The sequence below is a fragment of the Agriterribacter sp. genome (assembly GCF_035497235.1).
GTDB lineage: Bacteria > Bacteroidota > Bacteroidia > Chitinophagales > Chitinophagaceae > Agriterribacter.
The window spans coordinates 83,841-98,792 of the sequence record NZ_DATJEB010000049.1 but is presented as its reverse complement, the minus strand read 5'-3'; the positions used below and the strand labels follow the sequence as shown (position 1 = coordinate 98,792).

Sequence of the window (14,952 nt, the reverse complement as noted above, 5' to 3'; positions counted from 1 at the left end):
GGTAATAACACCCTTAATTATACCCGGGGTTCTGCACCATGTTATGGTTCGCATTGATTTCTTTCTGCGGTATAGGCCATAAATAATCCCTGTTGGCATTAAAAGAACGGTGATCAATGACCATCGGCTCATATTTCCAGTCGGGCGAAGTGCCTAATCCATCTCCGGGATAAGCCACCAGTTTTGTATTATCGTATCCCATTGCATCCACCATTACCTGTTCTGCTATTTTCCAACGACGGATATCTGCCCACCGCGTACCTTCAAAAGCCAGTTCAACCCTGCGTTCGTTGCGGATCACCTTTCGCATATCGTCTTTAGATAATCCCGGCATAGCATCCGACAAAGTCGTCATTCCAACCCTTCTTCTCAACTGGTCAATCACATCATAACAATCCTGTGGACCCTGGGCTTCATTCTGCGCTTCAGCATACGTAAGTAAAATTTCTCCATACCGCATAAAGCATTTGTTATGGCCTTCTTTTTCGATATTCATCAGGGTTCCGTCAAAGTGTTTCTTTGCCCGGAAACCGCTCTCATTAAGTAACCAGGAAGGGATGGTTACGGAGTCCTTGGAAATGACAGGATCCGGCGTTTTTATAATATAATTTACGTATTTAGAACCGGGATAAAAGATGGAAGCATTTAACCTTGGATCCCTGTTCATATATGGATTTTCGGGATCATACCCTGAACCAGTCCGGTCAATGGGTAACCCGTTTTTCATATAGTAGGCATTCACGAACTGGAGCGTTGGTGCAAAAGCAGGATACACACCTATAGGATAATATATGAAAGAAGGCATGATATCAGGCGTATAATATACCTGCAGCATAATTTCCTGTACTGTACTGTTTTCATTCTTCTCAAGGAACAATCCCTGGTAGTCGGGAAACAGGCTGTATACGCCCAGGTCAATCACGGCTTTGGCAGCGGCAGCAGCAGCTTCCCATTGCTCATTATAAAGCAATACCCGCGCTTTCAATCCCATGGCTGTTCCTTTGGCTATCCTTCCGCGGTCTTCATCTGCAGCATATTCCCTGGGCAGATCAGGGATCGCCTCATCCAGGTCTTTTAGGATCTGTCCGATTACTTCTTCCTTGCTGTTACGGGTAGGAAAGCTGTTGCTCAGGTCGCCGGGTGTAAGGATCAGTGGCACCCCTCCGTAATACACAACCAGGTCATGGTAAAACCAGGCCCGGAGAAATTTAGCTTCTGCGATATACCTTTTCCTGTCAGCCGATTCAAACGTTGCTGCTGTCATGCCAGCCAGAAAAACATTTGCCCGGGAAATACCCTGGAAATCCAGGTCCCATTTCCACCTTGCCCAGGGACTGTTGCTGTTTCCCTGGCCTCTTGCCCATTCTGTAGTATTGTGCCAGGGCTGGGAATCATACACATCATCGGTCGTGGTCTCCAGTTGAAAAGGAAACATTTTTTGATTTTCATTGCTGGTTCCGATAAAGTCAAGACTGGTATACACACCATTCAATAATATCTTAGCCTGCGCATCATTGGTGAGGTAATTATCCGGTGAAATAAAATCCAGTGGCTTTTTTTCCAGGAAACTTTTACTGCAGGATAAACCGAACAGCAACTGGAAAGCTATAATGAGGTGAAACGTATATTTCATAAAAAGAAGCGCTTTAAAATTTAACATTCACTCCGCAGGAATATATTCTAACCTGGGGGTATTGAAGAGAATTAATGATCGTTGAAGGTTTTTCAGGATCGTAACCGAAACGCATTTTTGTCCAGGTAAAAGCGTTTTGCACATTGGCAAAAATTCTCAGTTTTGTATTGGCGGGATTGAGCCCCGTACGTCGTATAATATTGTCGGCCAACGTATACCCTATTTCTACATTCTTTAACCGGATATAGGAGGCATCTTCCATATAGTAAGCAGAGACAATATCATAGCGGGATGGATCTGAATACACACGCTGTATGGTTTTACTTGGATTTTCTTCCGTCCAGGAATCTTTATACCAGGCGCCGGTATTGGCAGCCCCCCCGTGGAAGGGTGAAGTAACAAATCCCTGGTTCAGTGAGTTAACCCCATATACACCCTGGAAAAATATTGTCAGATCAATTCCCTTCCAGTCGCCTGAAATGGTGGACGAAAAGGTCCAGTCAGGATAGGATCTGCCGATGATTACTTTATCATCTTCGTTAATCACACCGTCTCTTGACTCCGCAATACCATCGTGGTCGCGATCCACCGTAATCTGATCTTTGAATCTTATATCTCCCGGTGCAGGAACCAGTCCTACATAGGGATTGGTTGAATTGCCATCTTTATCAGTAAGGATCAGGTGTTTGTTGATCTCGTCCTGCGACTGGTAGATGCCTTCTGTTTCATACGCATACAATGAATTATAGGAACTTCCTTCTTTCCATACCAGGCTACCATTAATGATGGGACTTCTGCCGGCCAGATCTGTAACCCGGTTGGTAACACGTGAACCCATTACATTTACCCCAATGCCAACTTTTCCAATCCGGTCATTATATTTTAATGACATCTCTATCCCATGGTTTTTCATTTTACCGGCATTCTGGTAAGGAATAGTGGTAAGCCCCAGCGTACTGGACACGGGAATCTGCATCAGGATATCGTAGGTTTTCTTTATAAAATAGTCAACACTACCCCCCAGCTTTTTATCAAAGAGGCTGAAGTCTATACCGAGGTTTGTCATTTCAGCGGTTTCCCAGGAAGTACTCCTGTTAGCGAGCTTGGTAACAGCGCCTGCGGGGTAGAGTGTATTATTGAAATTATACAGGAGGTTAAGGCTGAGTTCATCGGAAGCAGCATAGGACTGACCGATACTTTCATTACCGAGCCTGCCCCAGGAAGCGCGGATCTTCAGATCAGACAACCAGTTCACACGATCCCGGAGAAAGGTTTCTTCAGACAACCGCCATCCTGCGGAAACGGAGGGGAAAAGCCCCCATTTATCCTGGAACCTTGAACTGCCGTCATTGCGGAGGTTTGTTTCAAAAAGATATTTTCCTTTATAATTGTAATTAAACCTTCCGAACTGTGAAAGCCAGGATAACCCGGAAGCGTCACTGTTGTTTTTTTGCGTAACAGGGTCGCCGAATCCGAACTGTGGAATATTGACCGATAAATTGGCCCTTGACATTTCATAGCCCTGGTTATCATATTCCCTGGCTTCCATTCCGGCCATAGCAGAAAAATTATGCACACCCTGCAGGCTGAATGCATACGTAGCATAGGCGTTGAATATGGTGGTGAGAGATTCTGAACGCACGTAAGATAAATTAGAGACACTTGGTGTAGGCAACACCACGGTTCCATCCGGGTTCAGTGATTGCAATTGTACGGAAGGCCGGAATATTTTCTGCTCATAAAAATTTTTATAGATGCCGTAAGAAGCATTCAGCTCAAGTCCTTTGAAAGGATTCAGTGTGATGACACCCCTCAGATTAAGCGGCCCGGCTTTAATGGTATTGATACCACCGGCTTCCTTAGCACCATAGCCATACGCATAATTGCTGTAACCAACACCGGGTATCACCATTCTTACCGTGGGAGGAGCAACATAGGCAAAATAAAAGGCCGAGGTCATCCCGTCAACCAGGTCGTTGACAGATTGCTCATGACCGGATGCCAGGATATTAATATGCAGTTTGTCGTTGAGAAAATGCGAAGATAAATTTGACCGGAAGGTCAGCTTCTTACTATTGTTACCGATCGCTACCCCATCCTGATCCAGGTAACCAACGGATGCGGAATACTGAAAGGCTTTTGATCCGCCGGATACCGATACATAATGATCATGCATACGTGCGGGACGGAGCAGGAAATCTCCCCAATCAAAATCCAAAGGATATACAACCGGATCTACATTGTTGCGGAAATTATCCATGTATTCGTCTGTATACCAGGAAGGGTTTCTCCCATTGATATTGTAATAGGCTTTTGCACTCAGGTCAAGATAATCCAGCCCCTTCAGTACTTCGGGCATGGAGGTTACTTTCTGAACGCCATAATAGCCAGTGTACTCTACGTTCATTCTATCCTGGCGGCCACGTTTGGTAGTGATCAGGATTACCCCGTTGGCTGCCCTGTTGCCGTAAATGGCGGAAGAAGAAGCATCTTTAAGAATTGAGACGGAAGCTATATCCTTTGGATTAACATCACTTAAGCTGCCTTCCATTCCGTCTATCATAACGAGCGGAGAAGTATTATTAAATGTTCCCACACCTCTAATGAGTATGCTCGCATTATCATGACCAGGCTGACCGGAATTCTGAGATATAAATGCACCAGCCACCTTACCCTGCAGGGCAATACTGGCGTTACTTAACGGCCTTGTGCCTATCCCTTCCACATCTATTGTTTCAACTGCTCCGGTGAGATTCACCTTTTTTTGTGTACCATATCCAACTACAACCACTTCATCCAGCCCTTTCAGTGAAGGTTTCAAACTGATATTGATGGTAGTTCTGTTATTAAGCGCTATTTCCTGCGACTGGTAATCCACCATACTGATCACCAATACGGCATCCCCGTCAATATTTTTCAGCATGAACATGCCTTTATCATCGGTATTGGCTCCTGTGCCTGTGCCTTTAACAATGATACTCGCTCCTTCAAGCGGTTCATTTTTTTCATTCGTTACCCTGCCGTTTACTTCAACCGGCGGCTCCATTACCGGCGGAGGTTCCGGACCAACCCGCAAGGGGGTGATAACGATAAGTTTACCTATTATCTTATAGTTCAAATGCTGGTTTTTTAAACAGGCGTCTAATACTTCAGGCAACGAAGCATCTTTGATCTCTATATCAACGGCATTGGTTTTCCGGATGTCTTTTTGATCAATCAGGAAGGAATAGCCTGTTTGATTTTTGATCTCATTGAATACTTTTTCCAGTGAGACGTTTTTCAGAGAAAGTGTAATGCTTTGCGTAAATCCCGTGGCACTCACCTGCATACAGGCGACAAATAATAGCAGCACCGTAATTCTCATAATTCGCAGTGTTTTGGTAAATCCGGCGCCCCAGTAAATATGGGTGCAGGAACAAAGAGCATTTAACATAACTTTGTTATGGTTTTGGTTAATAAATAAAGCAGTCGTCCACGACCTGTATTTAGAAGGTTAACCGAATCAAGCGCAGGGGAGTGATGCAAACACTTCCCTGTTTTCTTTCAGCAACCTGAAAATCATTTACTCCGTATGGTCAGCTTTTGATTATCCAGTTGTCCGCTGATACCAAATTCATGCAGCGATTTAAGCAGATCAGACAAGCTAACGTCCCTGCTTATTACACCTACAAATCTTTTATCGGTTATTTCCCCCTCATAGCTTACTTCCACATCATACCACCTCGAAACCTGTCGCATAATGGAGGTAAGGTCTGCTCCTTTTAAAGAAAAATAACCGTTTTTCCAGGCCATTACAGCTTCTGTATCTACCTTATCCATCACCGCTATGGATTGGGTAACAATTGCCTGCTGACCGGGTGTGAGGATACGTGATACCTTACCGGCACCTGTTTTTTCTACCTTTACACTTCCTTCCAGCAAGGTTATGCTTACACCCGACTCATCTTCATAGCTATTAACATTAAAGTGAGTACCGAGTACCTCCACGGTTGTTTGACCGGTTTGCACCGTGAAAGGGGCTGAAGGGTTTTTAGCAACTTCAAAATAAACTTCTCCCTGTATGGTTACATTTCTTTTCCCTCCGGGAAATGCTGCAGGATAGGTTATGGAAGATGCTGCGTTAAGCCAGATATGGCTGCCATCAGAAAGGGTAAGCTGCATCGGTCTGCTACCTCTTGGGAGGCTGATGGTATGGTAGCTGATTTCTTTTCCCTGCCCTTTATACACGATCTGGCCATCGGGCATTTTCACCACGTTTACATTTCCTTCTTTTGCGATTGATCCCAAACCGGCACTATCCAGGAAGATTTTAGCTCCTGAAGAAAGGGTAAGCACCGCCTTTGGTGATGCGGGTGGAGCAAGATCATGCTGTATTGTATTTTGCACCAGTTCCGTATTCCGGCCTTGCCTGATTTCCCGCATAATCCAAAGACTGCTCACGATGAGCATGCATGCTATTGCAGCCGCAACGATGTTTCTGCGTTTCCGGGAAGCCATCCGCACAACCTTTCCGCTACCATCGGTCTTATTTTCAGCATTGAAAATTATTTCCAATACCTGGTCAGCAGCCACTTCATTCATCTTAAGCTCTTCTCCTGTTTCCCGAAATGCCTCATCCAGTAACCTTTTAAACTCCGGTTCATTCCGCGAATCCTGAAGCAATTGCTTCAGGGCAGCTTTTTCCTCAGCAGATGCTGTTTTTGCCAGTTTTTTCTTGAATAGATATGCCAGTGCTGATACAGCCATAACGATCGAATTAGTCCTTAAGTGCAAAAGGCACTGTACTTAAAGACGCGCAAAAATGATGGAGGGGGTAAGAGAATTTTAAATATTATAAAACTCCCATAAAATAAAGATAGTAAGGCTGATATCCGTCCTGGAAAGAATATAGGCCCGGATGCTTCGCATCGCATACTGCAGGTGCTTCTTCACGGTTTCAGGGGCGATCTGCATTTTTTCTGAGATATCCTTTTGCTTTAATCCTTCTTCTTTGCTGAGCAGGTATATCAGTCTTTGCTGGGGAGTTAGTCTGCAGACGGCCTGTTCCAATACCTGCCGTAACTCCTTTTCATCCAGCCGGTTTGCATTTGCCTGGGATAAATCCCCAAATCCCGGATCAACATTTTCCGGCGTTAGCGTTTTCACATTATTGGCGCCACTTCTGAGAAAAGAATACACCATATTGCGTGCAATGATAAAAAGCCAGGAGTCAAACCGCTCTACCTCCTTCAGATAACTGCGTTTAAGCCATACTTTCAGAAATACATCCTGAACGATTTCTTCTGCGGCCTGTTCCGATTCTATAAGTTTAAAGGCAACAGTAAAGATTTTGTTGCGATAATGGTGATAAATTTTTGTAAAAGCTTCCTCATCGCCTTTCGCCACCGCCAAAAGAACAACTTTCTCATCATATAGTGATGGGTTATACATTCTTTCCCCTGGGTTTTAGAATCAAAAATAATCAAACAATAATAATTGATTAATGATTAAGAATAAATTTCTATTTGTAAAATGCACGCGTATCCCGGTTTTACGCTCCACCCAAAAACTACACTGCTCCCTTGCTGTTTTTCTCATACCCAAGCTGCACCAGCCCTGATGGAAATGTTACACTTTGGGTTAATTTCAACGCCTGCTCTGGTAGTTTGTCTTTGAACAGCCTTACACCATTACCCACTAAATGCGGTATTACAGAAATAATCATCTGGTCAATCAGCGAATGCCTCAGCAGTTCATACACCAGCTCCCCTCCCCCATCGCAATAAATATTCTTCCCGTCTTTCTGCCTTATTTGCTCTATCAAATTCTTAATATCCCCGTTGTAATATTCTACATTTTCATCATGACCGGTTTTAGAACTGGACAACACATAACATTTTTTGTTTTTGTGCGGGAAATCAATACCGAAAGACAAGACCTTATCATATGTTTTTCTGCCCCAGATCAGCGTATCAACTGTTTGCTGAAAAGCAGCATAACCATAATCTTCCCCGGGAACTTCCACCACCGAAAGAAAATCAAGATTATCTTCATCTTTTGCAATGTACCCATCCAAACTCATTGCGATGTATAAAATTACTTTTCTGTATAACATAAGCGGTAAATAAAATTCAAATTTGAAGCGAGATCCAATCAAGAGCGTGGTGAAAGGTGAAAAGAGAGAAGTAAAAGAAGGAGTATTCAGCCTATCGTTAGCAGCTACTCAACTGACGGCTGACACAGAATCTGAAAGCTTTCTTTGCGTTCTCCGCTTCTTTGCGCACCCGGCGTGAAACGATCCGAAGCGGAATGCAATCTCAAATCTCAAATCCTATCGCTTAATCCGGCAACTCCTCAATCGTATATCCAAAGTCGCCAATGGCTTCCATTATACGGCTGTTGTCTATTATTCCATTGGGGCTTTCCACGCGTAAAATGTTATCACAATCATCCAGATCGAAATTGATCTTATACGCCGGAAAATAGTCAACAAGCGCCTCCAGCAATTTAGCCGCCTGTGTTTCCAGTTCAACATTCGTTTTGAATACCTCTACCAACTGTTCCATTTTTTAGTAGTTTTTAAATCAGATAAAATATGCTCCTGGACTGTATTTACTGGCAGCCTGCATGCGCAACTGCCTTGCATGCATGCAAACTTAAAACGGGCTACTGACAACCCTATGGCAGTGTAAAAGGAGGACTTACTTTTTTTCAACAATTACTGTTCCATTCCTCCCGCAAACTATCATTCAGATAAATCAGGACTTTAAGTTGATTTTTTCATATTTTAAAAATCATACTGCATTTTTTCTGACAACCTTTAACCGAAGAGTGTTGCATGAAGCGCGTAAGGATACTGCAAAGATTTCTTTAGCTTTAGGCGCGCTTTGTAAAACACAATAAAGTACACAATAACTCATCCTAAACAATGATCACAATGATCATTAAAGGAATCCTGTAATGGGGTAATCCTTAAAACAACTTACAAACGATTGTTAAAATTGCATTATGAAAAGATTTTATATAGTTGTACTATTTTGTTTGGTCAGCGGAATAGCGCTGTTCACTTTTATGTACCAGTCCGGCAAAAAATCCGGCAGTACTAATAATGAAAACGCCATCAGCTATAATTTCCAGGTGCGTCCTATCCTTTCCGACAAATGCTACGCCTGTCATGGCCCCGATGCCAATAAACGGGAAGCGGGGTTAAGATTAGATATCAGGGAAGAGGCTTACAAAAGTTTAAAAGATAACCCCAAAGCACATGCCATTGTTCCGGGCAAACCCCATTTATCTGAACTTTTTATACGGGTATCCGCTACAGATACCGCCGTAATTATGCCACCGGCATCCAGCCATTTACCCACGCTTACAGCAGCCGAAGTAGCTGTTATAAAAAAATGGATCGAAGAAGGCGCTACATATGAGCCTCACTGGGCTTTTGTGACTCCGCAAAAACCAGCGCTTCCTGAAATAAAAAATACAGCATGGCCCAAAAATGAAATTGACCATTTTGTAGCGCGTAAGATGGAAGAACACGGGCTTGCGCCAAACGAAGAAGCGGATAAGGAAAGACTGCTCCGGCGTATAGCATTAGATATTACAGGGCTTCCGCCAACACCTGCTCAAATAGACGGTTTTGTAAAAAGCACAGATCCCCGGGCCTACGAAATAATGATTGACAGCCTGCTGCAGCAACCGGCTTACGGGGAGCGTATGGCTATTCCCTGGTTAGATGTGGCGCGTTTTGCAGATTCGGGCGGCTACACGGATGATTTTTACAGATCGCAATGGCCATGGAGAGATTGGGTGATTTATGCCTTTAATAAAAACTTACCCTATGACGCGTTTGTAACATGGCAACTGGCGGGCGATTTAATGCCTGAAGCTACAAAAGAACAGATACTGGCAACAGGATTTAACCGCAACCATAAAATTACCGATGAAGGTGGCGTAATTGATGAAGAATACCGCGTGGAATATGTAGTAGACAGAACCAATACCCTTGGAACAGCTATTTTAGGGATGACCATTGAATGCGCCAAATGCCATGACCACAAATACGATCCCATTTCACAAAAGAATTTTTTCCAGCTCTCCGCTTTCTTTAATAGTATTAAAGAAGTTGGACTGGACGCTATAGCTCCCGCCAAAAATCCACGGATGGATATTACCCCGGAAGATATGAAAGGCGTGCTGAGCTTTATTACCACTTTTAGAGATACGGCAGGATTACAGGTGTCTGTAATGAAGGATATGGATACGGTTCGGAAAACATATGTGCTTTCAAGAGGCGCATATGATCAGCATGCGGAAGAAGTGCAGCATGGCACACCCGAATCTATCATGGCTTTCCCGGCCAACCTTCCTAAAAACCGGCTGGGTTTATCCCAATGGCTTTTTGATGCAAAAAACCCGCTTACCGCAAGGGTTTTTGTAAACAGGATATGGCAGGAAATTTTTGGAAGAGGTATCGTAAAATCGTCCAACGACTTTGGCATGCAGGGCGAATTACCCACCAACCCCCAATTGTTGGACTGGCTGGCTGTAGACTTCCGTGAAAATGGGTGGAATATAAAAAGGTTAGTGAAGCAAATCTATATGTCGGCTACCTACCGCCAGTCATCGGCAATAACACCTGAAAAATTAAAAGCCGACCCGCAAAATATTTATTTATCGTATGCGCCGCGTATCCGTATGAATGCCGAAATGATCCGCGACCTGGTGCTGGCCAGCAGTGGATTATTACAACCCATAATAGGCGGGCCAAGCGTTAAGCCTTACCAGCCACCGGGCCTCTGGGAACTGGCTACGGCGGGCAGAGGTACACTAACAGTATATAAACAGGATCATGGCGAACAACTCTACCGCAGGGGAATGTATACTTTTATAAAACGAACCGTGCCCCCACCTGCCATGCTGATCTTTGACGCCAGCAACCGCGATCAGTGCGAAGTAAAAAGAGCCAGAACCAATACACCTTTACAGGCTTTGATTATGATGAATGACCCCACTGTACTGGAAGCATCTGTAGCGCTTGCAGATGAACTGACCGCAAAGAAAAAGGCTTCAAACGCGGCAGTTACCTACGCTTTTAAACGCATCATAAACCGGCAACCCGGTAAGCAGGAACTGGATATTTTAATGCAGTATTATAAAGAACAGGAAACTTACTTTAAAGCCAATCCTGCCATTATAGAAAAAGTTACCAAAGCGGGAGAATATAAAATGAAACAGAAGTCCGGCCCTGAAGTAGCCGCATTAACACGGCTGGTACAGGTTATATATAATATGGAAGAAGCTATTACAAAAACATAGGCAACAGATAATGGATTATTTCAATGCGTTCAGATAAGCATATGCTACCTGAAATATCTTAACGATACTCCAAAGATTTCTTTAACTTTAGGCTTCATTGTAAAGTACCGTCTGTTATAGAATATTTCATCCTTAAACATTAATAAATAAAGAATACTACCATAATAAGGGAAGTTCTTTAAGCAACTCATCAACCGGTTGTTAAACTTGCAATATGAAGAAGTTTTATATCGTTGCACTTTTTTGTTTGGTTAGTGCAATAGTGCTGTTTGCGTTCATGTATTTCGGAGGCGAAAAAACAAACGATGGTGCGGGTGGGGAAACCATCAGCTATAATTTCCAGGTACGCCCTATTCTTTCAGATAAGTGCTATGCCTGTCATGGACCCGATGCCAATAAAAGAGAAGCCGGCTTAAGATTAGATATCAAAGAAGAAGCCTACAAAGCTCTGAAAGATAATCCCCAGGCCCATGCCATTGTACCCGGCAAACCTAACCTGTCTGAAGTTTATCTCCGTGTTTCTACTACAGATACCAGCATCCTGATGCCTCCTGCTTCAAGCAATTTACCCACACTTACCGAAGCGGAAGTTCGCATTATCAAAAAATGGATTGAAGAAGGTGCTAAATATGAGCCGCACTGGGCTTTTGTGCCTCCGCAAAAATCGCCACTCCCCGCAATTAAAAATAAAACCTGGCCCAAAAATGAAATTGATCATTTTGTGTTAAGCAAGATGGAGGAACATGGTCTTGAACCCAATGAGGAAGCCGATAAAGAAAGGCTGCTCCGGCGAATTGCATTAGACATTACAGGTTTGCCTCCAACACCGGGTATGGTAGATAGTTTCGTAAACAGTAAAGACCCCAGCGCGTATGAAAAAATGATTGATGCGCTGTTACAGCAACCGGCATACGGAGAACGTATGGCCATTCCCTGGTTAGATGTGGCCCGCTATGCCGACTCGCATGGTTACCAGGATGATAACTACAGATCGCAATGGCCATGGAGAGATTGGGTTATTCACGCGTTTAATGAAAACTTGCCTTACGATAAATTTGTTACCTGGCAATTAGCGGGCGATTTAATTCCTGATGCTACAAAGGAGCAGATACTGGCCACGGGTTTTAACCGCAATCATAAGATCACCGAAGAAGGCGGTGTAATTGATGAGGAATACCGCGTGGAATACGTAGTAGACAGAACCAATACACTGGGTACGGCCATACTGGGCATGACCATTGAATGCGCCAAATGTCATGATCATAAATATGACCCCATTTCACAAAAAGATTTTTTCCAGCTCTCCGCTTTCTTTAACAGCATTAAAGAAGTAGGGCTGGAATCTACTGTTGGCGGACATCAAACTTTTGCCAAAAACCCACGGATAGACATTACACAGGAAGATCTCAAAGGCGTACTGAACTTTATTACCAGTTCCGATACGGCAGGACTGCAGGTATCGGTAATGAAGGATATGGACACGGCAAGAAAAACCTACATTCTCTCCCGCGGCGTATATGATCAGCATGCCGAAGAAGTGCAACCCGGTACGCCCAAATCCATCATGGACTTCCCTTCCGGTCTTCCAAAAAATCGTTTGGGATTATCTGAATGGCTTTTTAATGCAAAAAACCCACTTACCGCCAGGGTTTTCGTAAACAGGATATGGCAGGAAATTTTTGGAAGAGGAATTGTAAAATCATCCAACGACTTTGGCATGCAGGGCGAGTTACCTGTTAATCCTAAATTATTAGACTGGCTGGCAGTAGATTTTAGGGAGAACGGGTGGAATATCAAAAGATTGGTGAAGCAAATCTACCTGTCGGCTACTTACCGTCAGTCTTCCACCATATCACCTGAAAAACTAAAAGCGGATCCCCAGAATATTTATTTATCTTATGCGCCGCGTATTCGTATGAATGCAGAAATGATCCGCGATATGGCACTGGCAAGCAGCGGCTTGTTACAGCCCATTATAGGCGGACCCAGCGTTAAACCCTACCAGCCACCGGGGCTGTGGGAACTGGCAACATCCGGCAGGGGTTTGCTGGCTACTTACAAGCAGGATCATGGCGACAAACTATACAGGAGAGGCCTGTATACCTTTATTAAAAGAACGGTTCCGCCGCCTGCCATGATGATCTTTGATGCCAGCAACCGCGATCAGTGTGAAGTAAAAAGATCAAGGACCAATACGCCTTTGCAGGCACTGATTATGATGAATGACCCCACGATATTAGAAGCATCGGTTGCACTGGCAGATCATTTAGCGCAAAAGAAAGAGAAACCTGAAGCAGCCGTTTCCGATGCTTTTTTACGCATCATTAACCGGCATCCCGATAAACAGGAGCAGGATATTTTACTGGCCTATTTCAATGAGCAGCAGGCTTACTTTAAAGCGAACCCGGCCACTATAGAAAAAGTTACCAAAGTGGGAGAATACAAAATGAAGAGTACCCCTGCTCCCGAAGTAGCTGCCCTTGCACGGCTGGTGCAGGTGATATATAATATGGATGAAGCAATTACAAAAACCTAAAGTGTGATGGACAAAGAATTATTACAACACGGGTTAAATATTAACCGACGTAAGTTTTTATCGCGCATGAGCATCGGGCTGGGCAGCGCTGCCCTCGGTTCCCTCCTCATTCCCGGGCTTTTTGACGGGACCGCTGAAGAAGAGGCAGGCTTTATACCTGGTATTCCGCATTTTGCGCCTAAAGCTAAAAGGGTGATCTACCTGTTCCAGAATGGCGCACCTTCTCAGTTAGAAACTTTTGATTATAAGCCTACACTCAATAAAATGATGGGGCAGGACCTCCCTGAATCTATACGCCAGGGACAACGCCTGACAGGTATGACTTCCGGCCAGAAATCATTTCCGCTGGTAGGCTCTTACTATAAATTTAACCAGCACGGGCAATCAGGTGCGTGGGTAAGCGAAATATTCCCGCATATGGCTAAGGTGGTAGATGATCTTTGTATCGTAAGATCATTACATACGGAAGCCATCAACCACGATCCGGCCTTAACCTTTTTTCAAACCGGCGCGCAGCAGGGCAACCGCCCCAGCATGGGTTCGTGGGTGAGCTATGGATTGGGAACGGAAAACAAAAACCTTCCCGCGTTTTGCGTACTGCTATCCCGCGGTAAAGGAAACGGGCAGGGTGTATATTCAAAATTATGGTCGAACGGATTTTTAGATTCCATTCACCAGGGCGTACAGTTCAGCAGCGGTGAAAACCCTATTTTATATTTACAGGACCCCGATGGCATGGACCGGGAAGCCCGTCGTAAAATGTTAGACAAGGTTGCGGCGCTCAATGAAATACAGCTCAAAAATTTTGGCGACCCCGAAATCGCTACTAAAATCCAGCAGTACGAAATGGCCTACCGCATGCAAACCGCCGTTCCGGAAATTATGGATGTGTCTAAAGAACCGGATGATATTGTAAAACTTTACGGATCGGAATGCCTTGTACCTGGTACCTACGCCGCTAATTGCCTGCTGGCACGCAAGCTATCGGAAAATGGCGTTCGCTTCATACAATTATATCACCAGGGATGGGATCAGCATGGCAACCTCCCTAATGAAATGAGAGGACAGGCCAAAGATGTGGATCAGTCATCAGCCGCTTTGATCACCGATCTCAAACAAAGAGGATTATTAGATGAAACATTAGTAATATGGGGTGGCGAATTTGGCAGAACTAATTATTGCCAGGGCGCTATGAGTGAAGATAATTATGGCAGAGATCACCATCCCCGTTGCTTTAGCATATGGATGGCGGGAGGCGGCATTAAGCCCGGAATGGTATATGGGGAAACGGATGAGTTTGGATATAACATTGTTAAAAACCCCGTACACATCAACGATTTTCATGCTACTATCTTAAACCAGCTGGGTTTTGATCATGAAAGGCTCACCTACCGCTTCCAGGGAAGAAGATACAGGTTAACGGATGTATCAGGCACGGTAGTCAGAGACATCATTTCATAATAACTATTCTATCATTATACTCAAT

The 14,952-nt window shown here is 44.2% G+C and carries 9 protein-coding genes; 3 read left to right on the top strand and 6 right to left on the bottom strand.

Annotation, left to right across the window (positions count from 1 at the left end; genetic code table 11):
* Window positions 1-13: 13 nt before the first annotated feature.
* The 6 genes from VL121_RS16605 to VL121_RS16580 all read right to left on the bottom strand — a co-directional run bounded on the left by VL121_RS16605 (window position 14) and on the right by VL121_RS16580 (window position 8,178).
* Window positions 14-1,633, bottom strand: coding sequence for a RagB/SusD family nutrient uptake outer membrane protein (locus VL121_RS16605; protein ID WP_325407394.1), 1,620 nt, complete (start codon window positions 1,631-1,633; stop codon window positions 14-16).
* A 13-nt stretch (window positions 1,634-1,646) separates the two neighbouring features.
* Window positions 1,647-5,066 (bottom strand): TonB-dependent receptor, encoded by a 3,420-nt coding sequence (locus VL121_RS16600; protein WP_325407392.1) that lies wholly within the window; start codon window positions 5,064-5,066, stop codon window positions 1,647-1,649.
* Window positions 5,067-5,191: 125 nt separating this feature from the next.
* Window positions 5,192-6,379 carry a FecR domain-containing protein gene (locus tag VL121_RS16595; RefSeq protein WP_325407390.1) on the bottom strand — a complete coding sequence of 396 codons (1,188 nt, stop codon included), beginning with the start codon at window positions 6,377-6,379 and terminating at the stop codon, window positions 5,192-5,194.
* A 78-nt stretch (window positions 6,380-6,457) separates the two neighbouring features.
* Entirely contained in the window at window positions 6,458-7,063 is a 606-nt protein-coding gene (locus VL121_RS16590) for an RNA polymerase sigma factor (protein ID WP_325407389.1), read from the bottom strand.
* A gap of 118 nt (window positions 7,064-7,181) precedes the next feature.
* On the bottom strand, window positions 7,182-7,727 hold the full coding sequence (locus tag VL121_RS16585) for a dihydrofolate reductase family protein (RefSeq protein WP_325407388.1): 546 nt from the start codon (window positions 7,725-7,727) through the stop codon (window positions 7,182-7,184).
* Between the two features lie 223 nt (window positions 7,728-7,950).
* Window positions 7,951-8,178 (bottom strand): hypothetical protein, encoded by a 228-nt coding sequence (locus VL121_RS16580; protein ID WP_325407386.1) that lies wholly within the window; start codon window positions 8,176-8,178, stop codon window positions 7,951-7,953.
* 442 nt (window positions 8,179-8,620) lie between these two features.
* Here VL121_RS16580 and VL121_RS16575 point away from each other — a divergent pair, with 442 nt between their 5' ends.
* From VL121_RS16575 to VL121_RS16565, 3 genes are all read left to right on the top strand, one after another.
* Entirely contained in the window at window positions 8,621-10,930 is a 2,310-nt protein-coding gene (locus VL121_RS16575) for a PSD1 and planctomycete cytochrome C domain-containing protein (protein ID WP_325407384.1), read from the top strand.
* Window positions 10,931-11,144: 214 nt separating this feature from the next.
* Window positions 11,145-13,466, top strand: coding sequence for a PSD1 and planctomycete cytochrome C domain-containing protein (locus VL121_RS16570; RefSeq protein WP_325407382.1), 2,322 nt, complete (start codon window positions 11,145-11,147; stop codon window positions 13,464-13,466).
* A 6-nt stretch (window positions 13,467-13,472) separates the two neighbouring features.
* Window positions 13,473-14,927, top strand: coding sequence for a DUF1501 domain-containing protein (locus tag VL121_RS16565; RefSeq protein ID WP_325407545.1), 1,455 nt, complete (start codon window positions 13,473-13,475; stop codon window positions 14,925-14,927).
* Window positions 14,928-14,952 lie beyond the last annotated feature (25 nt).